Source organism: Streptomyces sp. NPDC090032, from assembly GCF_044748025.1.
Classification (GTDB): Bacteria; Actinomycetota; Actinomycetes; order Streptomycetales; family Streptomycetaceae; genus Streptomyces.
In genome coordinates, this window is record NZ_JBIVFF010000001.1 from 50,076 (window position 1) to 72,279 (window position 22,204).

13 protein-coding genes are annotated in these 22,204 nt (G+C 72.2%); all 13 read left to right on the plus strand.

The window, feature by feature from the left end; genetic code table 11:
- Positions 1-10 precede the first annotated feature (10 nt).
- Genes ACIPWY_RS00195 through ACIPWY_RS00255 form a run of 13 tightly spaced genes read left to right on the plus strand, consistent with a single transcriptional unit; the run spans position 11 to position 22,193 of the window.
- Positions 11-1,972: an ATP-binding protein gene (locus ACIPWY_RS00195; RefSeq protein WP_393700458.1), complete on the plus strand. Its 1,962-nt coding sequence runs from the start codon at positions 11-13 to the stop codon at positions 1,970-1,972.
- A complete protein-coding gene (locus ACIPWY_RS00200) occupies positions 1,963-2,295 on the plus strand; it encodes a hypothetical protein (protein ID WP_393700257.1) in 333 nt (110 codons plus the stop codon). Before ACIPWY_RS00195 ends, ACIPWY_RS00200 begins: the two co-directional genes overlap by 10 nt.
- Positions 2,292-8,999, plus strand: coding sequence for a DUF4157 domain-containing protein (locus ACIPWY_RS00205; protein WP_401531959.1), 6,708 nt, complete (start codon positions 2,292-2,294; stop codon positions 8,997-8,999). The genes ACIPWY_RS00200 and ACIPWY_RS00205 overlap by 4 nt, the downstream gene beginning before the upstream one ends.
- A complete protein-coding gene (locus tag ACIPWY_RS00210) occupies positions 8,992-9,576 on the plus strand; it encodes a HEAT repeat domain-containing protein (protein ID WP_401531960.1) in 585 nt (194 codons plus the stop codon). The genes ACIPWY_RS00205 and ACIPWY_RS00210 overlap by 8 nt, the downstream gene beginning before the upstream one ends.
- Positions 9,573-10,259, plus strand: a complete 687-nt coding sequence (locus tag ACIPWY_RS00215) for a hypothetical protein (RefSeq protein ID WP_356279559.1) — start codon at positions 9,573-9,575, stop codon at positions 10,257-10,259. The genes ACIPWY_RS00210 and ACIPWY_RS00215 overlap by 4 nt, the downstream gene beginning before the upstream one ends.
- Before the next feature lie 11 nt (positions 10,260-10,270).
- A complete protein-coding gene (locus tag ACIPWY_RS00220) occupies positions 10,271-10,636 on the plus strand; it encodes a hypothetical protein (RefSeq protein WP_362899180.1) in 366 nt (121 codons plus the stop codon).
- Positions 10,629-11,768 (plus strand): hypothetical protein, encoded by a 1,140-nt coding sequence (locus tag ACIPWY_RS00225; protein WP_362899179.1) that lies wholly within the window; start codon positions 10,629-10,631, stop codon positions 11,766-11,768. The genes ACIPWY_RS00220 and ACIPWY_RS00225 overlap by 8 nt, the downstream gene beginning before the upstream one ends.
- Positions 11,769-11,798: 30 nt before the next feature.
- A complete protein-coding gene (locus ACIPWY_RS00230) occupies positions 11,799-12,335 on the plus strand; it encodes a phage baseplate assembly protein V (RefSeq protein ID WP_362899177.1) in 537 nt (178 codons plus the stop codon).
- Between the two features lie 19 nt (positions 12,336-12,354).
- Positions 12,355-12,690 (plus strand): hypothetical protein, encoded by a 336-nt coding sequence (locus ACIPWY_RS00235; protein ID WP_362899175.1) that lies wholly within the window; start codon positions 12,355-12,357, stop codon positions 12,688-12,690.
- Positions 12,687-13,079: a GPW/gp25 family protein gene (locus tag ACIPWY_RS00240; RefSeq protein ID WP_401531961.1), complete on the plus strand. Its 393-nt coding sequence runs from the start codon at positions 12,687-12,689 to the stop codon at positions 13,077-13,079. Before ACIPWY_RS00235 ends, ACIPWY_RS00240 begins: the two co-directional genes overlap by 4 nt.
- Positions 13,076-16,189: a putative baseplate assembly protein gene (locus ACIPWY_RS00245; RefSeq protein ID WP_401531962.1), complete on the plus strand. Its 3,114-nt coding sequence runs from the start codon at positions 13,076-13,078 to the stop codon at positions 16,187-16,189. The genes ACIPWY_RS00240 and ACIPWY_RS00245 overlap by 4 nt, the downstream gene beginning before the upstream one ends.
- On the plus strand, positions 16,186-19,989 hold the full coding sequence (locus ACIPWY_RS00250; protein WP_401531963.1) for a putative baseplate assembly protein: 3,804 nt from the start codon (positions 16,186-16,188) through the stop codon (positions 19,987-19,989). The genes ACIPWY_RS00245 and ACIPWY_RS00250 overlap by 4 nt, the downstream gene beginning before the upstream one ends.
- Complete coding sequence (locus ACIPWY_RS00255; RefSeq protein WP_401531964.1) at positions 19,989-22,193, plus strand: hypothetical protein; 2,205 nt, start codon at positions 19,989-19,991, stop codon at positions 22,191-22,193. Before ACIPWY_RS00250 ends, ACIPWY_RS00255 begins: the two co-directional genes overlap by 1 nt.
- Positions 22,194-22,204 lie beyond the last annotated feature (11 nt).

Sequence of the window (22,204 nt, forward strand, 5' to 3'; positions counted from 1 at the left end):
AGGTGAGGACATGGGGACGTACGAGCAGAGTGCGGCGGACGCCGGGCCGGGCGGTGCGACGCTGACCGCGGAGATCCGGCGCGTCCTGGCCCGCGTCGACGCGCACGCGGCGCGCGTCAAGAAGGAGAGCGGCGGTGCCCCCGGGGCCGAACTCGCCACCGCGCCCGGCGGCCCCGGCGTTGCCCCGCTCGACGCCCTCGTCTCCTGCTTCAGCATCACGCCCTTCGAGCGCGACCTCGTACTCCTCGCCGCCGCCCACGAGCTGGAGCCCACGGCCGCCGCCCGGTGTGCCGCCGCCGGCGGTGACCCCGAGCGGACGTACCCCACCTTCTCGCTCGCGCTGGCCGCGCTGGCCGAGCCGCACTGGAGTGCCCTGACGCCTGTGGCGCCGCTCAGGCGCTGGCGGATCGTCGAGCTGGACGACGAGTCGCGGCTGACGACCTCCCGGCTGCGCCTCGACGAGCGCATCCTGCACTTCCTGCTGGGCTCGCCCTATCTGGACGCACGGCTGCACGGCCAGTTGCGCCGAACACCGGCGCCTCAGGAACTGACGCCGTCCTACGACCTGGCCGCGAGCCGGCTCGCCGAGGGCTGGGCAACGGCGGCGGAGTCCGAGGCCCCGCTCGTCGAAGTGACCGGCGGGGACCTGCGCAGCCGGGCCGACCTCGCCGCCGCGGCGGCCGCACGCTCGGGCCTCGGGCTCTACTCGATGAGCGCCGAGGACGTGCCGTCCGACGCGGTCGAGCGCGACCGGCTCGCCCGGCTGTGGCAGCGCGAGGCGGTCCTGCTGCCCTCGGCGCTGCTCGTCGAGGTCGGCGAACTGGACCGCGACCAACGGGCGGCGACCGAGTCGTTCCTGGCCGGGGCCGCTGTACCGGTGGTGGTGTCGAGCGAGGATCCGCTGCGCTCGGAACGGTCCTACGGGGCCCGGGTGGTCGTGCCGCGACTGGATGACGAGGAGCAACTCGGGCTGTGGACCGGCGCGTTCGACGGAGCGGACCTGGACGAGAGTGAACTGCGGGGCCTGGTCGCCCAGTTCCAGCTGCCGCCGCACGTCGTGCGTTCCGCGGCCGCCGCCGTACACCGCAGGCTGCCGAACGAGGACGAGCTGGACGCCGCCGAACTCGCCTGGCGCGCCGGACTCGACGAGGCGCGGATCGGCATGGACGAGCTGGGGCGGCGGATCGCGCCGCAGGCCGGCTGGGGCGACCTGGTGCTGCACGAGCGGCAGACGAGCGTGCTGCGCGAGATCGTCGCCCATGTGCGGCAGCGGGCAACCGTCCACCAGGAGTGGGGGTTCGCGGCCACCCTGCGCCGGGGCCTCGGCGTGACCGCGATGTTCGCGGGCGGCTCCGGCACCGGCAAGACGCTGGCCGCCGAGGTCATGGCGAAGGAACTCGGCCTCGACCTGTTCGTCATCGATCTGTCACAGGTGGTCAGCAAGTACATCGGCGAGACCGAGAAGAACCTCCGCCGGGTCTTCGACGCCGCCGAACGCGGCGGCGCGCTGCTCCTGTTCGACGAGGCCGACGCACTGTTCGGCAAGCGCAGCGAGGTCAAGGACAGCCATGACCGCTACGCCAACCTCGAGGTCAGCTATCTGCTGATGCGGATGGAGGCCTACCGGGGTCTGGCCGTCCTGACCACCAACATGAAGAACGCCCTCGACACGGCCTTCCTGCGGCGCATCCGCTTCGTCGTCGACTTCCCCTTCCCCGCCGAGCACGAGCGCGCCGAGATCTGGCGCCGCGTGCTGCCGCCGCAGGCCCCGGTGAAGGACATCGACGCGTCGCTGCTCGCCCAGCTCACCGTCGCCGGCGGCTCGATCCGCAACATCGCCCTGTCCGGGGCCTTCCTGGCCGCCGAGGAGGGCGACCGGCTGCAGATGCGGCACATGCTCGCCGCCGCCCGCACCGAGTACCTGAAGCTGGAGCGCTCGCTGACGCCCTCGGAGGTGCGCGGATGGGTGTGAACGTCTCACGGGACCACTCGCGGAGCCAGTCACGGAGCCACTCGCGGAGCCAGGAGCCCTCGGCGATCCGCGTGGAGATCGGGGAGCTGGTACTCGACGGCTTCCGGGCGGACCCGGAGCGCGTCTCGGCCGCGTTCGAGGCTGAACTGACCCGGCTGGTGCGGCTGCACGGCGTACCCCTGGCGGCGGACGGTTCTCTCGGGGTCGACGCGCTGTCCGGGCTGCCGCCGCTGCCCGCCGGACTGTCCGCGCGACGCCTCGGGCAGGAGCTGGCGCGTGCCGTGCACGAGGGACTGAGCGGTCACGGGGAGGTGAGCCGGTGAGCTCCCAGACCCAGGACGCCCGTTCGGAGCAGACCGCCGAGCAGCGGCGCCGCAAGCGAAAGGAGCGGGCCGCCAAGTCCCGTGCGCCCGAGCCGAAGAACATCGTCAGCGGCGCCGGACAGCCTCTCGACCCCGGTCTGCGACGGGAGTTGGAGGAGCAGCTCGGACACGATCTCGGCCGGGTACGGCTGCACACAGGCCGGGACGCGGGGCAGCTGACCGAGCTGCTCGGCGCGGACGCGGTCGCCGTCGGCCAGGACGTCTTCTTCCGCGAGGGCGCCTACCGGCCCGGCACCGACGAGGGCCGCCGGCTCCTCACCCACGAGCTGCAGCACACGGTGCAGAACCCGCACGGCCTCGGCGCGCTGCGGGCCGGCCGCGAGCTCGGCGCCGTGAGCCTGCCGCAGCAGGCTATCGAGCGGGAGGCGGAAGCAGCTGCTCAGGCGGTCGTGCGGGAGGAGTCCGCCCCGCAGGTCGAGGAGGGGCAGGCCACTCCCGGCTGGCTGCGCTACGCCACCGTCGACGCCGACCGGATGCGCGCCGAGGCCGTCGACCCGGCGACCCTCGTGGACCGGCTCGCGGGCAATGTGCTGCGCAGTCTGCGTGGCGACCCCACCGACGCCTCCGGCCGAGTGCGGCTCCAACTGGCGCGGATGTCACAGGAGTTGGAGGACGCGGTCGTCGACCGCCTCGAGAACCGCCTGCTGACACCCGAGTACGACCGTCTCCTGGAGATAGCCGAGCAGGCCCGCCCCGGCCCGGTCGAACTCCAGCCCGCCGAAACACCGTTGCCCGAGACCGACCTCTTCGAGGTGCTCGGCGTCGAACGCACCCAGTGGCAGAAGAAGCAGGAGTCGGACCGCGGATCCGCCGACCGGCGTGCCTCCGGCACCCGCGAGGAGCAGCAGGACGCCAAGGCCCGCGACGAGAAGAGCGGCAGCGACCGCAGCCGGGCCCGCTCGGACGCCGCCACCGAGGAGCAGGACGCCGCCCGGCGCACGGAGCAGGAGGACGAGCGCAACGCCTCCCGGCAGCAGGCCAAGGAGGAGCAGCAGCAGGAGGACGAGCAGGGCGCCGCCGACCGCGAACGCACCGACCAGGCCTCCGACGAGCGTGCCCAGGGGCAGCAGGAAGGCGCCGAACAGGCCAAGGAGGAGCGCAAGGAGCAGCGCGACCGCGAGGAGGCCGATCCGCGGCAGGCGAGCGCGCCAGGGGCCGACAAGCGCAAGGAGCGGGACGACCAGACCCAGCCGGGCGCCGGGTCGAAGAACGCGGAACCGGACCCGAAACAGCGGGCCGAGCCCGGCCCCGTACGCCCCGAGAAGGTCGACGAGCGGGCCGAGCGGTCCGACTCCGCACTGTCCGAGCACGGCCTGAACGAGCAGGATGAGGACGGCGGCGCCGAGGCCGAGCCGCGGGAAGAGGAACGGCCGCTCGGCCTCGAAGCGGGCGCCGAGCAAGAGGTCGCGGGCGGCGAGGACGAGGGCGGCCTGGCGCTGGGCGCGCGGGAAGAGCCCGCGATCAAACCCGAGGACCACCTGCCCGACGCCGACCTCGACCTGTCCGCCGTACCGACCGCGGACAAGCTCCAGCCGGGCGCCGCCGAACCGTCGCTGCCTTCCTTCCCCACCCCTCCGCCGACGAAGGCGGAGAAGATCGAGCAGGAGCGGGAGAAGAACGAAGGAGAGCAGGACGAGGACGAGGCCGGGCCCGAGCCGAAAGCCCCCGGCCAGGACGAGGGTCCCGTCGAGGGCGAGGCCCCGCAGCCCGAGAACGGGCCCGCCGCGCAGGCCCAGGACCGCGGCACCAAGGACCTCCAGGAGACCGAGAAGCCGCTCGACCAGGAGGTCGGCCCGGATCTAGCGACCCAGGACAAGGAGCGGCCCGAACCCGAGGCCGAGAAGCCCGACCCGGAACAGCAGCAGGAGAAGGAGCAGACCAAGGAGCCGGAGGACGAGGGCACCGAGGCGGGCGGCGACGAGCAGCCGGACGCCAAGGACACACAGGACGAGCAGAGGGGCCGGCAGGACCGTACGACCGCGGAGTCCCGGTCGGCGGCGGGCCCCGCCCCCACCGTGGTGAGTCCGGTGGCGGCGGCCGTGTCCCGGCCCGCCGGTGCGCAGACCCCCAAGACCCCGGTCGAGGACCGCGACCCCTCGCCCGCCGCCCGGCGCGGAGCCGAACCGCCCCGGTCCGAGCGCGAGGCGCCGGCGGCCAAGAGCCGGGTGCCCAAGGAGACCGGGCCCGGCGCCGTGCCGCGCGGACCCGTGGGCGCCGCGGAGAAGACCGGGCCGACGACCGCTGCCGGACCCGGTGCCGCGCCGTCCGTCGCGCAGGCGGCGGTGAGCCCGGCGGCCGAGCAGACCGACGGGCCCGGCCAGACCGCTGCCGATACGGCCGCGCCCCGGCCCGAGGCGTCCCTGGAGAAGGACGGCGGCGGCTGCGCGCCGCCCGCGCCCGCGCCCGAGAAGGACGAGGGCGGGCAGGGTAGTTGTGGGGGCGGCGGTGGTGAGGCCGCGCCCGAGCAGAAGCAGGAGGAGCCGCCGGACGTCTCGGGGCAGGACCCCAAGGCCGCTGTGCAGACCGTGAGCAAGCTGGCGCCCGACCAGGCGGCCGCCGCCATGCCCGGGGTCGACAGGGCCGCCGACAAGAAGATCGGTGAGGAGCAGAAGCGGCTCGACGCGGCCCCGCCGACGCGGGAACGTCCTTCGGGGGCGCCGCAGACGCGCTCGGCGCCGCCGCAGGCCGCTCCCGCGGCGCCGCAGGTCACCGGCAAGGTGGAGAAGCTCGGCCCGGAGAACCAGGGCGACAAGCAGAAGGCCAAGGGCGGTGACAAGGCCGAGGGCAAGCAGCCCACGGACAACGTGCCTCCGCCGCCCGCCCCCGCCGTGCCCGACAAGGGGCTCAGCGAGTCCGAGGCGAAGAGCGTCGAAGCCGCGGCCGACGCCGTCCCGACCACCGACCCGCAACTCGAGAACAAGACCGTCGGCCCGGCCCCCAAGATCCGACTTGAGGGCGCCAGCGACCCCAAGCGCACGGACGACCAGGCGAAGGCGCTCAAGGACAAGCAGTCCGACCTGCAGTCGACAGGCCGGGCCGACGCGGCCAAGCCCATGGGAGAGGACCAGATCTTCCCGAACGCGCCGCGGGAGCAGCTCACCGGCAAGGCGTCCGGAGGTTCCGGCGGCGGCAAGGGTGGCGCCCTGGCGGCCACGCCCGCGCCGAAGGCCGGCGTCGGCGCGGTGGCCAAGCAGGAAAAGGGCTCCGAGATCACCGGCGCCGCCGGCAAGGCGCAGGGCGACCTCGGCTCCAAGGAGAAGCAGCACCAGCAGGGCGAGCAACAGGCCAAGCAGGACAAGCAGACCGAGATCGACCGCGAGGTCGACCGGAACACCCAGCAGCAGACCGGCGAACGCGGCCGCGTCGCGCGCGAGACGCAGAAGCAGCGCGAGGACTGGCGGACCGAGCAGGACAAGAAGGTCGACGACGCGGACAAGAAGTCCGACGACGAACACGGCAAGAAGAACAAGGAGATCGTCAAGGCGCGCGACGACAAGGACAAGGAGGTCGGCGCGCGCAAGGACAAGGACAACTCGCAGATCGACACCGAGCGCGAGAACGCCGAGAAGGAGGCCAAGAAGAAGAAGGAGGAGAAGAAGCCCTCCGGAGGCCTGTTCGGCTGGATCGCCGACAAGGTCGCCGACTTCTTCAAGGGTCTGCTCGCGGCGGTCACCGCGGTGTTCGACGCGGCCCGCAAGGCCGTCAACGGGATCATCGACAAGTTCAAGGAGTGGGCCAACCAGGCCATCGACTTCGTACGCGATCTGGCGATCAACGCGATCAACGCGCTCGCCGACGTCCTGATCGCGATCGGGGACGTGCTCCTCGCGGCCTTCCCGGAGCTGCGGGACCGCTTCCGCAAGGCGATCGAGGGCCTGCGGGACGCGGCGATCGCGAAGGTCAACCAGCTGGCGGACAGCCTGAAGAAGGCGGTCAACAGCCTGCTGGACGCACTCGCGGCCGGCCTGAACAAGCTGCTGGACGTCCTGGAAGCAGGCGTCAAGGCGGTCATCAAGGCCTACCAGGCCGTCATCATGGGCGCGATCAAGTTCGCGCAGGCGGCGATCGAGGCGCTCGGGAAGTTCGCGGCGCTGGTCGCCGACATCGCGCCCGACCCGGGCGGCTGGATCTCGAAGGCCGGCAGCTCTGCGAAGACCGGCATCACCGACCACCTCTGGGGCGCCATCAAGGTGGCGGTCAAGGGATGGTTCGACACCAAGGTCGAGGGCATCCTCGGCCTCGGCAAGGCAGTGATCGACGTCCTGGTGAAGGGCTGCGTGTCGATCAAACAGATCGGCAAGATGGCGTGGGACGCGATCATCGCCTCCCTGCCGATGATGATCGCGACCTTGGTCATCGAGAAGGTCGTCTCGATGATCGTGCCGGCGGCGGGGGCGATCCTGACGATCGTCCAGGGCCTGATGTCGGCCTGGCAGAGCATCAGCTCGATCCTGTCCGCGTTCTCGAAGTTCTGGGCGTACCTGAAGGCCGTGAAGGCGGGGCCGGCGGCCTGCCTGTTCGCGGAGGCCGTCGCCGCGGGTGTCGTCGCCCTCCTCGACCTGATCACCAACTTCCTTCTCCAGAAGCTGTCTTCGGCGACGAAGGGCGTCGGCAAACGGCTCAAGGGCATGGCCCAGAAGATCATGGACGGCCTGAAGAAGGTCGGGGGCGGCGCGAAGAAGGCGGCGGGGGCGGCGGTGAACTCGGCGCGGGGCGCCATGCGCAAGGCCCGCCAGGCGTTGTCCCGTCCCGGCACCGAACACAAGCCCACGGGCAAGCCGTCACCGGAACCCAAGTCTCCGGTGAAGCCGAAGGACCATGCGACGCCGAAGGGACCGGCGAAGAAGCCGGAGGGGGCGGAGGCGAGGCCGAAGGACTCGAAGCCGGAGCCTGCGAGGTCGGCCAAGGACAAGACACCCGACAGCAAGTCTCAGGCGCCGTCCAAGAAGAAGAAGGAGACAGAAGGCCCCAAGCCGACCAGGCCGAAGAAGCCCAAGTCCCCGGTCGGCAAGGCCCTCGCCAAGGCCAAGGGCGCGGTCAAGTCCGCCATGAAGAAGGCCAAGAACGCCGCGAAGACCCTAGGCAGGAAGCTGAAGAAGAGCAAGGTCGGAAAGGCGTTGAAGAACGGCGCGTCGAAGCTGCGGAACTTCTTCAAGCGGAAGAAGGACCGGCTGCGCGACGACAAGAGGCGCCAGCACGAGCAGCGGAAGCAGAACCAGGATCGGCGACGCAAGGAGGAGAGGTCCAAGGAGGCGAAGGAAGCCCGGCTCCAGAAGATCGCGGCGCGCATCCGCCCGCGGGTGACTCGCATGCTGGACAAGGGCGTACGCCGCCCCGTCCTGCGCGCCGCGCTGGCGGGCATGCGGCTCTGGTACCGCCTTACGGAATTGGGCGTCGAGGGCGGCGGACGCTTCCACATCGACGCACGCCTCAACCCCACGGTCGACGTCGCCAAGGGCCTCAGCATGGAGGGCACCGAGCTGGCCGACGCCCTCGACTCGATGGTCGCCAAGCTCACCGACATGCAGGGGACGCGCGACCAGGCCGATGCGATGGGCGCGCCGACCCGTTCCCAGCGGCCGGGACGGACTGCGAGCGCCGGGACGTCCGGACTCGGCATGCTGCGCAATTACGGCCAGTCGCCCATGGTGCCGAAGACGCACGAGATCCTGACCCTGGCAGGGCCGAATGCTCAGGCGCACTCGCCCATGCTCGGGTTGAACCAGCAACAGCCCACCTTCGGCAACGTCAAATTGACACCAGCGAACACTGTGGTTCCGCCGGCCTACGCGGACGAGGTCTCCGCACTCGGAGAGAGCAGCGCCCAGGAGGCCGGACAGGGCGTGCTCGATGTCCAGTCGGGCAGACGCACCAGCGGGCTGTGGGGGGCCAACGCCTCGGACCTCGCCCCCGAGGAGATCGCCAAGCTCAACCGGTACGGGCTGATGGGCACGCTGCTCGGTCGTATCGAGCCCGGACGGTCGCCGTTCTCGGCGATCCCCAACCTGAGTGTGGCGTCCGCCTCCGCACGAGGAGGCCAGCACATCGCCGACTCTCTCGCCGGGCTGCCACTGTCCGGTCGCAAGGGCGACTACGGCACGACGGGCCCCGATGCGCGCAAGGGCGGCGCTCCCGCCGGCCGGGACCTCGAAGCACTCCTGGGGCTTCGGCGCGGTGCGGGGTTCGACACGTACTTCGACGACCAGCTCAAGCGCCAGTCCCTCACCACGTCCGGCCTGGTCATACCCAGCAACCTGGCTCAGGTCAACGAGAGTAACCCTATGTTCAGCTCGAAACAGCCGGAAATGTCTCGGATGGCGGCCCAGTTCAAGCTGAACCCCAAGTTCGTCCGGAACGCCTTCGGCATCGAGAGCGGGAGAGGCCCGAACGGACTGTGGGAGTCCGTAGGTAGCCAGGTCAGGAACAAGGTCGAGCCGCAGCCGACGGGTGCCGCCGAGGAGGTCCTGACGAGAACGGCCGCCTCCATGAAGATCTGGGCCGAGGCCATGGACCTCGACTTCTCCGACGAGCAGGACAAACGAAAGGCGCAGGGCGAATTCCTTGTGAGGGTCTGGGACGAGATGCGGGGCCTACTCGGGCTTCCCGATGACGCGGCATTCAGAGCGAGGTTGAGGCGTGGCTGAGCAGGACGACATCCGGATGGTGGTACGCCCTCCCGCGGGGCGGGAAGCCGTGGAAATGGTGACGAGCGCGGGCGAATGGCGGCTCGTCGAGACCAACGAGGGCGAGGAGTCGGCCGCCTACATGGTCTTCAGGACCTGGGCGCCGGCGCCGAACCTGTGGCTGAGCATGGTGGAGGACTCGACCACGCAGGCATGCGCCCTGATCGTCTTCGGCGACGACGGCGAACTGGTGGCGGACCTGGCACGCCGGATGTCCGTCTTCGTGCCGGTCATGTCGAGGGAAGAGGTGGTGGCGGGCCCTCGGGCGGCCCAAGACCCGCAGGAGAGGATTCCGGCGGTCCTCCGTGTCGCGCTCGCGGCCGGACCCGAGTTCGACCCCGAGCTTTTCCAGGTGCTGACCGAGACAGCACAGGATCCCGACCCCTTCGTCAGGAACGCCGCCGCCTGGTCGATGACCTACCTGGAGTGGCCGCAGTCGCTCGACCTGCTGCGCCAGATGGAGTCCCGGGATCCCGACGAACGCGTCCGGCAGTCCGCCCATGACCTGATCAACGACTTCCAGAGGGGCGGCTCATGACCCGCTACGCAGACATCCCCAAACCCATCCGCTCCGGCATAGTCGTGGTCGACCCCGACCGCGGCACCCCCCAGCGCGTCATCGTGCTGCAGTTCAATCCCGACACCCTGGAGCGCAGCATCGCGCCCCAGACCGCCGGTGACAGCGGTGACGGTGGTGGCGGGGGCAGTGGTGGGGGAGACCGGAACGAGGCGTTGCGTCTCAAGGGGCCGGCCCAGGAGACCTGGAAGTTCACCGCCGAGATCGATGCCACCGATCAGCTGGAGATCGCGGCGCCCGATGGCATTCACCCGCAGCTCGCGACCCTCGAGATGCTCGTGCAGCCGACCACCGCCCAGCTGCGCGCAGCGAGTCGGCTGTCGCAGAAGGGGACCATCGAGATCAGCCCGATCGAGATGCCGTTGACCCTGTTCACGTGGGGGAGCAAGCGGGTCATGCCCGTGCGGCTCACCGAACTGTCCGTCAACGAGTCCGCGTTCGACGTGAATCTCAACCCGATCCGGGCCTCCCTCGGCATCGGCATGAAGATCCTCACCGTCAGCGACCTGCCCGCAGGGCACCGCGGGGCCGATCTGTACATGGCGCACCTCGCACAGAAGGAACGGCTCGCCGCCGCCGCGCGGGGCGGGAGTCTCGGGGCCCTCGGGCTGCCGGGAGCAGACGTACTGAGCGGAAGGGGCTGAGGAGCACCGCCATGGCAGACATCGAGTCCTACGAGAGTGCGCTGGGGGCGATACCGGGCTCCCATCCGTATCCGCGGACGAGCCGGTACCACGACGCCGAGATCGGCATCCACCGCCAGGAGGACGGCACCGAAGTCCGCTACACCAAGCGCCGGTTGCTGCCCCCGCTCGACGCGCAGGAGACGCAGGACCACGTCGTCGGCGCCGGCGAGCGCCCCGATCTGCTCGCCCAGCGCGTTTTCGGGGACCCCGGCCAGTGGTGGCGGATCGCCGACGCCAACCCGGTTCTGGATCCAAGGGAGTTGACGGACGAGGCCGGGCGCGTCGTCGAGATCCCGGTCGCCGGCGGGACGCCCCGAGGGGACCGGCGTGTCTGAACAGCCTGTGGGGCAGGGCCCCGTCCACATCACGCTCCTCATGGGGCCGAAGCTCGCCCGGCCCGTGCCGGCCGAGGTGACCGAGGCGTTGCTGTCCGCTCAGATCACGGCCACCGCGGGGGAGCGCAGCGGCTTTCAGATCGCCTTCGACCTCACCAAGAGCGGGATCATCAGCCAGCGGCTCCTGCCCGAGGGGTTCTTCGACCCGAAGACGCGGATCATCGTCACGGTCAGCGTCCGGGGCACCCCCGACGTGCTCTTCGACGGGCTCATCGTGCGGCAGGAGGTCGGTGCCAGCAATCAGCCCGGCCACTCCACCCTCACCGTCACCGGCGAGGACCTGACGCTGCTGATGGACCTGGAGGAGCGCACCGCCCGGTATCCCAACCTGCCGCCCTCCGAGCGCGTCCTCAACATCCTGCGCCGGTACTCCGACTACGGCATCCGGCCCGACGTCTACGCAGAGAAGATCGCCCAGCCCCCGCACCAGGACCTGCGCGTCCACTACCAGACCGGCACCGACCTCCAGTACGTCACCGATCTGGCCCGCGCCAACGGCTACACCTTCTACCTGGAGCCTGGCCCCAACCCCGGCCAGTCCTCCGCCCGTTGGGGCCCCGAGGTCCGGCTCGGCATCCGTCAGCACGCCCTCAGTGTCAACATGGACGCCAACAGCACCGTGGACCAGCTGACGTTCGCCTACGACGGGACGGCGCGCGAAGAGCCGCAGGCGCGGTGGCAGGATCCGGGGACCCGGCAGTCGACCCTTCTTCCGCAGCCACCGATCAGCCCGCTGCGCCCGCCCCTCGGGCGCCGGCCCACCCCGGCCCTCAAGCGCAGGACCCTGTCCGGGACGGCCAAGCAGCAGCGCGAGCAGGCCGAGGCCGAACTCCTCGCCCGTGCCGCCGTCTCCGCCGACGTCGTCTCCGGGTCCGGCTCGCTCGACGTCAACCGGCACGGGTACATCCTGCAGCCCCGACAGCTGGTCGGCGTGCGCGGCTCCGGGCGGGCCTACGACGGCGACTATTACGTCAAGTCCGTCACGCACAACCTGCGCCCGGGCTCGTTCCAGCAGAACTTCACCCTCTCCAGGGAGGGGCTGGAGGCGCGCAGCGACTACGTCCGACCGTAACGACAACCCCTTGATCAGGAGCAGTTCAGCATGGCGGCAGACGGCAATCGCTACCTCGGCAAGTTCCGCGGGCGGGTCGTGAACAACAACGATCCGCTGCGCATCGGCCGCATCACGGTCGAGGTCCCGGACGTCCTCGGTGACGAGGCATCCACCTGGGCGCTTCCGTGCCTGCCGTTCACCGGGCCCGAGGCCGGGCAGTTCGTGGTGCCGCCGCCGGGCGCGGGCGTGTGGGTGGAGTTCGAGCAGGGCGACCCCAGCTTCCCGGTGTGGACCGGGTGTTGGTACGGCGCCGCCGAGGAACTGCCGCCCGACGCGCGCCGTGAGCTGGCGGCGAACTCGCCCAGCAAGCCGGTCGTCGTACAGACACCGGCCGCGCACAAGCTCGTTATGAACGACACCGCCGGCGCCGAGCAGGGGATCCTGCTCCAGGCCCAGGGCGGCGCGTACATCCGCATCACCAGGGAGGCCGTGGTCATCGCGACCGGCGCAGGCGCCGAGGTCGTACTCCGCGGCAACGAAGTAACCATCAACGAGGGCCAGTTGACCGTGCTCTCGAAGCGATAGAAGACGGGGGAAGCACCAAGTGTCCGGGAGTCTGCTCGACGCCGGCGCCGTGATCGGCTGCCCGCACGGCGGCCGGGTCACCGCCGCCACCACACCCTCCGGCGGCGTACGCATCGGGGGCGTGGCCGTCGCGTCGGCCACGCACGCGTACGTCGTCACCGGCTGCCCGCACACCGTCGCCGGTGTGCGCACGCCCTGCGTCTCGGTCCGCTGGACCGCCGACGGCACCGGCATCACGGTCGACGGCGCGCCCGTGCTGCTCGACACCTCCGCGGCCCAGTGCTTCACCGCGGCGTTCGTGCCGCAGGGGCCGCCCGTCGTCCAGGCCGCACAGCGAAAGGTGACCGTCCGATGAGCCCGACGAGCCCGGGAACCCGCCCGCGCAGCGACATCGCGTTCCCCTTCCGCGCCGACCGCCGGGGACGCACCGCGCACGCCGCCCGCGGCGAGCACATCCACGACCTGATCGAGCAACTGCTGTTCACCAGCCCCGGCGAACGCGTGATGCGCCCCGACTTCGGTTGCGGGCTCCTCGATCTGGTCTTCGCCCCGAACAGCCCCGAACTCGTCAGCACGCTCGAACTGTCCGTGCAGGCCTCGCTCCAGCGCTGGCTCGGCGACCTCATCGACGTGGTGGCCCTCGACGTGGAGAGCGCCGACGACGCCGTACGGGTCCACCTGTCGTACGTCCTGCGCGTCACCGGAACCCGCGCGGACGACGTCTTCGAAGGGAGGGCGGCGTGACCACCGCTACCACCACCTCCCGCCGCGTCAAGGTAAGAGCCGCTCAGCTCAACGGAGTCGACTCCGTCGAGGTCGGTGACGACGGGCTGCTGCTCACCGTCCTGTTCCTCGGCAAGGCGCCGCACGGCCTCGGGCCGGAGAACGTCCGGATCGACGGCGGCCGCCGGATCACCGGCATCACCGCTGTCGACGTCAGCGTCGAGCGCGAGGAGGACCCGGAGCTCGACGACCGGCTCTACGTCACCCTCGACCGGGCCGGAGACACCTCGCCGTACGTGTTCTCGCTCGTCGAGGCCGATCCGTACGGGCGGCCCGGCACCGAGCCCTTCCGCGGTTTCGACCAGCGCTACCACCGCGCCTCCTTCTCCTTCCGGGCCGACTGCCCGACTCCCTTCGACTGCAAGGGCGACGGCGAGGGCGTACCGGACTTCCCGGCCGCGCCCGTCGTCGACTACACGGCCCGCGACTACGACACCATCCGCAAGCTGCTCCTGGACCGGCTCGCGCTCACGACCCCCGACTGGGTCGAGCGCAACCCCGCCGACCTGGGCGTCACCCTCGTCGAGCTGCTCGCGTACACCGGCGACCAGATCAGCTACCAGCAGGACGCGGTGGCCACCGAGGCCTACCTGGACACCGCGCGCCGCCGGGTCTCCGTACGGCGGCACGTCCGGCTCATCGACTACGCCATGAACGACGGCTGCACCGCGCGGGCGTATGTCACCGTGCAGACCGCCGGTGACACCACCCTCGCTCCGGGCACCTTCCGCTTCGCCTCTGTCGACGTGCGCACCCTCGACCCGCACGACCGGCCCGAACCGGGCACGGTGATCGACGAGAGCGACCTCGGCGACCTGGACGAGCGCGGCTCGGTGGAGGTCTTCGAACCGGTCGTCGCCGCCGACCCGTTGGAACTGAAGGTCGCGCACAACAGGATCCGCCTGTGGACCTGGGGCGGCGAGGTGTGCACCCTGCCCTCGGGCGCCACCTCGGCCACCCTGCGCGACGAGTGGGACGACCCGGAGACCTGCCGGGAGCGCCGCCTCGCCCTCAGACCCGGAGACGTACTGGTCCTGGAGGAGGTGAAGGGCCCGCGCACCGGCACCCCCGGCGACGCCGACCCCCGCCACCGCCAGGCCGTACGCCTCACCTCCGTCACCCCGGGCGTCGACCGCATCGAGGACCAGCCGGTCCTGGAGGTCACCTGGGCCGCCGAGGACGCCCTGCGCTTCCCGCTCCGCCTCACCACGCGCGGCGGACGCGACTGCCTGCCCGTCGAGGACGTGGGCCTGGCCCGCGGCAACGCCGTCCTCGTCGACCACGGCCGCACCCTCACCGGACTCCCGCAGACGGCCACCGTGCCGCCCGATCCGGCCGTCGTCGCGCCCTGCGACCCTCCCGCCTTCGGCTGCGGCGACCGGAACGAGGGCAACGCACCGGCCCGGCTCATCAACTCCCTCACGGACCGGGCGGCGGACGGGCAGGCACTCGTACCGGACGACGTCCGCGAGCTGTTCGAGGTGGTGGGCGAGGCGGCGACCGTCCGCGCCGGACTCGGGCTCGAGCGCGCCGGGCAGCGGCACGAGCGGGTGACACCCGGCACGGCGTACGCCCAGACGGCCGCTCTGCGCACCCTGCTCGCGCAATCCGTCTACCCGGGGATCGCCCCCCGCTTCCGCCCCGTACTCGGCCGTTCCCCGGTGGTCCAGGCGGTGCCGTTCCCGGACGCGCAGGTCGTGGCCGCCGGGCAGGCCGAGCGGATCGCCGCGATCGCGGGACGGGTGCGACAGCGGCTCGTCGAGCTGTGGCGCAGCGCCCGTGACCGCGACGGGCTCGCGAACGAGGAGATCGAGGAACTCGCCGTCATCTACGGCCTGAAGGTCCTGGAGCGGCTCGAACTGCGGACGCATCCCGTCCGCGCCCTGCGCGAACTCCTCCACAGGAACGACGAGTTGCTCGGCGCGAAGCTGCGCCGCGCGGAGATCCTCGCGTCCCGGGCCCGTGCGGGCGCGGTCCTCGACGGGCACATCGCCTGGGAGATCGCGCACAGCTGGGGCCCGGCGTACGCGGCAGGACTGCACCCCGACGAGCCCGTGCTGCGGGGGTCCGCGGCCGCCGCGCTCGGCCAGGACCCGCGCAGGGCGCTGCCCGCCGTACGCGTCGAGGACGGCGATCTGACCTGGCTGCCACGCCGCGACCTGCTCCACAGCGGGCCCCGCGACCGGCACTTCGTCGGGGAGCTGGAGGACGACGGGCGCGTCGCCCTACGCTTCGGGGACGGCAGGCACGGCGCCAGGCCGACACCGGGCAGCAGGCTCGCCCTGCACCACCGGCTCGGCGGCGGCATCGCCGGCAACGTCGGCGCGGAGGCCATCAACCACCTGGTCATCCAGAGCGACTGTGAACAGCCGCGGGCCACCGTGGTCCGCAACCCGCTGCCCGCCACCGGCGGGGTCGAGCCCGAAACCGTCGAGCAGGCACGCCAGTTGGCCCCGCTCGACCTGCGCCGCACCCGCCTGCGCGCGGTCACCGCCGAGGACTACGCGGACCTCGCCCGTGCCCTGCCGGGTGTGCAGCGGGCGGCGGCGGAGATCCGCTGGACCGGCAGTGTCCAGGAGGCCCACGTCGCGATCGACGCGTACGGCAGCGCACAGCCGCCGGCCGAGCTGCTCGCCCGGGTCGAGGAGTCCCTGGGGGCGTACCGGCGCATCGGCCACGACCTCGTGGTCGGGCCCGCCCGCCTGGTGCCGCTCGACATCGCGCTGAGCGTGTGCGCCGCGCCCGGCCATCAGCACGGGCAGATCCTGACCGAGCTGTACCGGGTCCTCGGCAGCGGCCGGCTCTCCGGAGGACGGCTCGGGTTCTTCCACCCGGACGCGCTGACCTTCGGCGAACCCGTCCGCCTGAGCCGTCTGGTCGCCGTCGCCGCGGCCGTGCCGGGCGTGCAGAACGTCCAGGTCGACCGTCTGCGGCGACTGTTCGAGCAGGACCGAGGAGAGAGGGAGGACGGCGTGCTGCGGCTCGGCCCGCTGGAGATCGCCACGTGCGACAACGACCCGGACCGGCCGGAGAACGGCCACCTGGCGATATCCCTGGGAGGTGCCCGATGAGTCAGGCCTGTTCCTGCGGGGGCGCGTGCGGCGGCCACGACGAGCGTCTCGCGCCCGCCCCGCCGCACAACCCTCCCGGCCGCACCGCCCTCGACTACCGCGTCGGCGAGTACGGCTCGTTCCTGGCCGCCCTGCTCGACCGGCTCGCCTCACCGGCGTACCCGGCGCTCGGGGGCCTGACCGTCCGTACGCCCGACGACCCGGCGATCGGCCTCCTCGATGCCACCGCCGTCCTCGGCGACCTCCTCACGTTCCACTCCGAGCGGATCGCCGACGAGGCCTACCTGCGCACGGCGGGTGAGCACCGGTCGCCGGCCCTGCTGGGCCGGCTCGTCGGCCACCGCCCGCGGCCGGGCGTCGCCGCCACCACCCACCTCGCCTACACCCTCGAACGCGACCCGCGTGCCGAGACGCTGCCCGTGCTGATCCCGCGCGGCGCCCGCACCCACGGCGTGCCCGCCTCCGCCGACGAGGAGTCCGTGACCTTCGAGACCAGCCGGGACCTCACGGCCCGCTGGGACTGGAACGAGCTGAAGGTGCGCAGGCGCCGGCCGTCCCTGGTCACCCCACAGGATCTGGAGCGACGCTCCGAACTCTTCGTCGAAGGCACCGCGAACTCCCTGCAGACCGGTGACCAGCTGCTCTTCGTCTTCGGTGAACAGGCGGGCGGGGAAAGGAAGTTGCTGCCCGTCGCGGACGTACGCGTCGACCGGGACGACGACATCACGGCGATCTCCCTGCAGAAGTCGGCACCGCCCACGCTGAAGGAGCTGGTCGACGAGGTGCGGCGGTGGATCGCCGAGCCCGCGGCTCCCGGCGTGCCGGGGGAGGAACCGCCTACGCCGGAGGTCCCGAACCCGCGGCCGGTGAGCCGGCTGATCGAGGACTTCGAGGACCAGGTACTGGCCCCGCTCCGGGCGGCGCTGGACGACGTGAAGACACCCGAGAGCCTCGCGGCCGCCCTCGCGGAGCCTGTCGCCCGCCTCGGTGAGGCGCAGGTGCTGGCCACTCCGTGGGAGGACGTCGCGGGCTGGTTCGAGCAGCTGGAGGCGGTGCTGGCCGAACTCGCCGAGCGGGCAAGGGAGTTGGCGCCCGCACAGACCGCCGAGACCCTGGTGGCCGCCAAGGCGAGGAGCACCGCCGACCCGGGCGATGCCGCCTTCCGCACCTTGGCCGCCGTCCTCCCGGCCCTCCGCGCCCAGACCCCCGCCCCGCCCTCCGGCTCAGGTCCCCGGCGCCCCGGCACGGACACGGCCCGCCTCCTCGCGGCCCTCAACCCCGGCCTCGCCGGCCTCTACCCGGCCTGGCGCAGGGCGGCGGCCGTCGCCCCCGGCAGCGCGCAGCTCCTGCGCGACCTGCTCGCGATGCGGGTCACCGCAGCCCCCTTCGGCGCCACGGCCCCGCTCAAGCCCGTCCAGGACGACAACGGCCGGGTCATCCGCAGCGCCGACTGGCCGCTCACCGGGGCCGTGCTGACCAGCCTTCGGGTCGTCCACGACACCGCGGGCAAGGAGCCGGTCCGGGCGGAATTGCAGTACGTCGAGGGCAACGGCTCGGACCAGCGGGCCGTGCCGCTGCCCGTCCCCGGGCAGATCACCTTCGCACTGGGCCCCGGCCAGGTCGACCTGTCGACGCGTTCCCCCCAGGACCGCGAACTGAACTGGCTCAACCTCCCCCACTCCCGCACCCGATCGACCGGGGGGACCGCCGTCCCCGCCGACTCCCAGGAGCCCGGCGTCACCGCGCGCCTGCGCGACGGTCTGCCCGAATGCACCCTGTTCGTGTCCCGTCCGGACGAGGACGGCCTGATCCACGTCGGCATCAACAACGGCGCCACGCAGGAGATCTCCCTGCGTCCTGGCACCACCGAGCAGATCACCCACGGTGCGTACGAGGTGAGCCTGCGCTACGGGGTGGGCAGCAGCGAGCCCAAGGTCGAGATCGTCATCGCCGGCAAGCCCGCGCCCGTCAACCGGCGCGTGCTGCAGCTCGACACCGTGCACACCGGCATCACGGTCGGCAGCTGGGTCGCGATCCAGCGCCCCGCCAAGGGGGCCGAGGACGGCATACCCGGCGACGCCGCGCTCGCGTTCGTCACCACCCAGGTCGTGGCGGTGCGTACGGCGGCGTACGCCAACTACGGGATCAACGGCCGAGGCACCGAACTCACCTTTGCCGATCCGTGGCTGGACGAGTTCGACGTCCTGCTGTCGCACATCCGCGACACCACCGTGCACGCGGCGGGCGCGCCGCTGCGCCTGGCCGACGAGCCGCTCGGCGAGGAGGTCCACGGCAACGAGGTCGAACTGGCCGAGCTGTACGACGGGTTGGGCGCAGGACGCACCCTCGTCGTGACCGGTGAGCGCAGCGACATCCCCGGGACGGTCGGCGTCACCGCCACCGAGGTCGTCACGATCGCCGCCGCCGACGCGACCGTGGACCCGCACCTGCCGGGGGACCACGTCCACACCCACCTCACCCTGACCGCCGACCTCGCCCACCGCTACCGCCGCGAGACGGTCCGCATCCTCGGAAACGTCGTCGAGGCCACCCACGGCGAGAGCCGGGAGGAGGCCATCGGCAGCGGCGACTCGGACCGCGTCAACCAGACGTTCGCCCTCTGGCAGTCCCCGCTCACCTGGCTCGCCGACGACAACCCCCTCGGCGCCACACCGGTCCTGGAGATCCGGATCGACGGCGTCCTGTGGCACGAGGTCGACAGCCTCGCCGGACGCGGCCCGCGCGAGCGGATCTACATCACCGGCACCGCCTCCGACGGCCGGACGACGGTCACCTTCGGCGACGGCGTGCACGGGGCCCGGCTGCCCAGCGGTCACGAGAACGTCCACGCCCGCTACCGCTTCGGCACCGGCAAGGCCGCCAACGTCCCTGCCGACCGCCTCACCCAGCCCCTGACCCGCCCGCTCGGCGTCACCGCCGTCACGAACCCCCGCCCGGCGACGGGCGGCGCCGACGCGGACGGTCCGGGCCTGACCCGCCGGACGGTCCCGCTGGCCGTCTCCGCCCTCGACCGGCTCGTCTCGGCGGCCGACTACGAGGACTTCGCCCGCTCCCGGGCAGGCATCGGCCGGGCCGCCGCACGCGAACTCTTCGACGGGCGGCGGCGCGTGCTGCACGTGACGGTCGCGGGCACCGACGACGTGCCCCTGGACGGAGACGGCCGGGAATCGGCCACCCTGCGCGCGCTGCGCGGGGCGCTCACCGAGTACGGCGACGCCAACCTGCCCGTCCGTGTGGACGTACGCGAGCTGGTCCTGCTCCTCGTCGCCGCCAGGGTGAAGGTCGCTCCGGACCACGCCTGGGAATTCGTCGAACCGCGGCTGCGGCAGGTACTGCTGCGCCGACTCGGCTATGAGGGAAGCGAGTTGGGGAGGCCCGCCCGGCTCTCCGACCTCCTCGCGGCGGCCCACACCGTGCCGGGTGTCGACTACGTCGACGTCGACGTCTTCAACGGCGTCCCCGCGTCCGCCACCCCACAGGAGCTCGCCGGCCTGCTCACCGACCCAGGCGCGCCGCGGTCGAGTGTTCCGGCGCGCGGGGCGACGTACGACGAGAAGATCCACACCGTCCGTGACGCCGACGGCGAGACCCTGTCGGCGGTCTGCGCGCGCTACGGCATTCCGCTCGCCGAACTCCTGCGCCTCAACCCCGACATCACCGACACCCGGCGCCTGGCGAAGGGCCGGTCGGTGTTCGTCTTCCGCGGCATCCGCCCCGCCCAGCTCGCCCTGCTGTCCCCGCGAGCCGCGGACACCCTGATCCTGACGGAGGTCAAGTGATGACCGCGCATTCAGCGGACGTCCAGTTCGACTCGACGGCCCTCACCACGAACCGGGAACCCGACGGCCTCGCCGCCCTCCTGCCCCGCTGGCACCTCCTGCGCGACGCCGAGGAGGGCGAGCCGCTGCGGGCGCTGCTCGCGGTCATCGCCGAACAGCTCGACCGGGTCCGCGACGGCGTCGAGCAGGGCTACGAGGACCTGTTCGTCGAGACGGCGGCCCCGTGGGTGCTGCCGTACCTCGGCGACCTGGTCGGATACCGCACCCTGCCGGGTTACGAACGCGTCCTCACCGCGGGACTGCACGAGGGCGGGCGTGCCGCGCTGGCCGAGGCCGTCGCGCCGCGCGCGGACGTGGCGGCGACGGTCGCGGCCCGGCGCCGCAAGGGGACCCTGCACCTGCTGGAGGAGATCTCCGAGCAGGTCGCGGGCTGGCCCGCGCGGGCTGTGGAGCTGTCGCGGCTGGTCGCTCACCACCAGTCGGTGAAGCTGTACCGGGACGCGGCGGGGGAGAGGGGGCGCCTCCTCGACCTGCGGGACGGCTCGGCGCTCGCGCTCACCGGCGGCCCCTTCGACAGCACCGCCCGCACCGTCGACGTCCGCCGCGCCGACTCGTCCCGGAGGCAAGGGGGTTGGACCCCGGCGGGAGTCGGCCTCTTCGTGTGGCGGCTGAAGGCGTACTCGCTGACGTCCTCGCCGGCGTACTGCATCGACCGCGCCCGCAACCTCTACACGTTCTCGATCCTCGGCCATGACAGTCCCCTGGTCACCGAGCCGGTCCCGGAGCCGTCGCCGACCCACATCGCCACGGTCGACCACGTCCCCGCGTTCATCACCCGCCGCCTGCTCCACGACCGTCTCCTCGACTACTACGGACCCGGCAAGAGCTTCGTCGTCCGGCGCGACGGCGAGGACAAGCCCGTACCGCCGTCCGACATCGTGGTCGCCGACCTGTCCGACTGGCGCTACCGGCCCAAGCGCGGCCAGGTCGCCGTCGACCCGGAGCTCGGGCGGATCGCGTTCGGTGCGCGCTCGGCGCCCCGGCAGGGCGTGTGGGTGGACTACCACTACGCGTCAGGCGCCGACATGGGCGGCGGCGAGTACGAGCGGCCCGACCGCGTGGACCGGCCCGACGCCGCCTTCTACCGGGTCGGCCCCGGACAGCCGTACCGGCAGATCATGGACGCCTACCGGGCCTGGCAGCACGACCGCCGTGCGGGCCGCACCGGCCCCGACGGCATCATCGAGATCACGCACAGCGGCGCCTACCAGGAGCAGCTGGACTTCGACCTCGACCCCGGCGACCGGCTGGAGGTCCGGGCGGCCGAGGGCACACGGCCGGTGATGCGCCTGCTCGACTGGTACAGCAACCGGCCCGACGCCCTCAACATCCGTGCCGTGGCGGACGACTGCGCCCCGCACGAGCGGCCGCGCATCGTCCTCGACGGGCTGCTGGTCGCCGGGCGCGGCATCAACGTCACCGGGCCGATGGGAGCCGTCGTCGTACGGCACACCACCCTCGTACCCGGCTGGTCGCTGGAGCCCGGGTGCGAGCCGCACTCGCCCGACGAGCCCAGCATCGTCCTGGACCGCACCACGGCCTGCCTCCAGATCGAGCACAGCGTCCTCGGCACCATCGAGGTCATCGGCGACGAGGTCGGCGAGGACCCCCTCGACATCCACCTCCGCGACAGCATCCTGGACGCCACCGGTCACGACCGCGAGGCCCTGTCCGCCCCGGACTGCCGCCTCGCCCACGCCGTGCTGCACGTGCACCGCGCGACCGTCATCGGCGAAGTCCACACGCACGCGGTGGAGATCGCCGAGAACTCGGTCTTCACGGGCAGGCTGCGGGTGGCCCGGCGCGGCATCGGCTGCCTGCGGTACTCGTACGTCCCCACCGGCTCGCGCACGCCACGACGGCACCGCTGCCAGCCCGATCTCACCCCCGGCGTACAGCCGTTGTTCGCCGCCGTGCGCTACGGGACGCCCTGGTACGGGCAGTTGGCCGACCTCCCCCACTCTCGGCTTCGCTCGAGCGGGGGGACCCCCGTCCCCGAGGAGATCCGGCGCGGCGCGGACGACGGCGGCGAGATGGGCGCCTTCCACGACCTGTACCGGCCGCAGCGCGAGGACGGTCTGCGCGCACGGCTCGCCCAGTACACGCCCGCGGGCACGGACGCCGGAATCGTCTTCGTGACCTGAGCAGTGCCGCC

Bases quoted from the DNA above. Each gene is read 5' to 3' on its own strand.
- ACIPWY_RS00220 (WP_362899180.1), top strand. From the start codon at position 10,271: ATGGCAGACATCGAGTCCTACGAGAGTGCGCTGGGGGCGATACCGGGC.
- ACIPWY_RS00255 (WP_401531964.1), top strand. From the start codon at position 19,989: ATGACCGCGCATTCAGCGGACGTCCAGTTCGACTCGACGGCCCTCACC.
- ACIPWY_RS00200 (WP_393700257.1), top strand. From the start codon at position 1,963: ATGGGTGTGAACGTCTCACGGGACCACTCGCGGAGCCAGTCACGGAGC.
- ACIPWY_RS00250 (WP_401531963.1), top strand. From the start codon at position 16,186: ATGAGTCAGGCCTGTTCCTGCGGGGGCGCGTGCGGCGGCCACGACGAG.
- ACIPWY_RS00215 (WP_356279559.1), top strand. From the start codon at position 9,573: ATGACCCGCTACGCAGACATCCCCAAACCCATCCGCTCCGGCATAGTC.
- ACIPWY_RS00195 (WP_393700458.1), top strand. From the start codon at position 11: ATGGGGACGTACGAGCAGAGTGCGGCGGACGCCGGGCCGGGCGGTGCG.
- ACIPWY_RS00230 (WP_362899177.1), top strand. From the start codon at position 11,799: ATGGCGGCAGACGGCAATCGCTACCTCGGCAAGTTCCGCGGGCGGGTC.
- ACIPWY_RS00240 (WP_401531961.1), top strand. From the start codon at position 12,687: ATGAGCCCGACGAGCCCGGGAACCCGCCCGCGCAGCGACATCGCGTTC.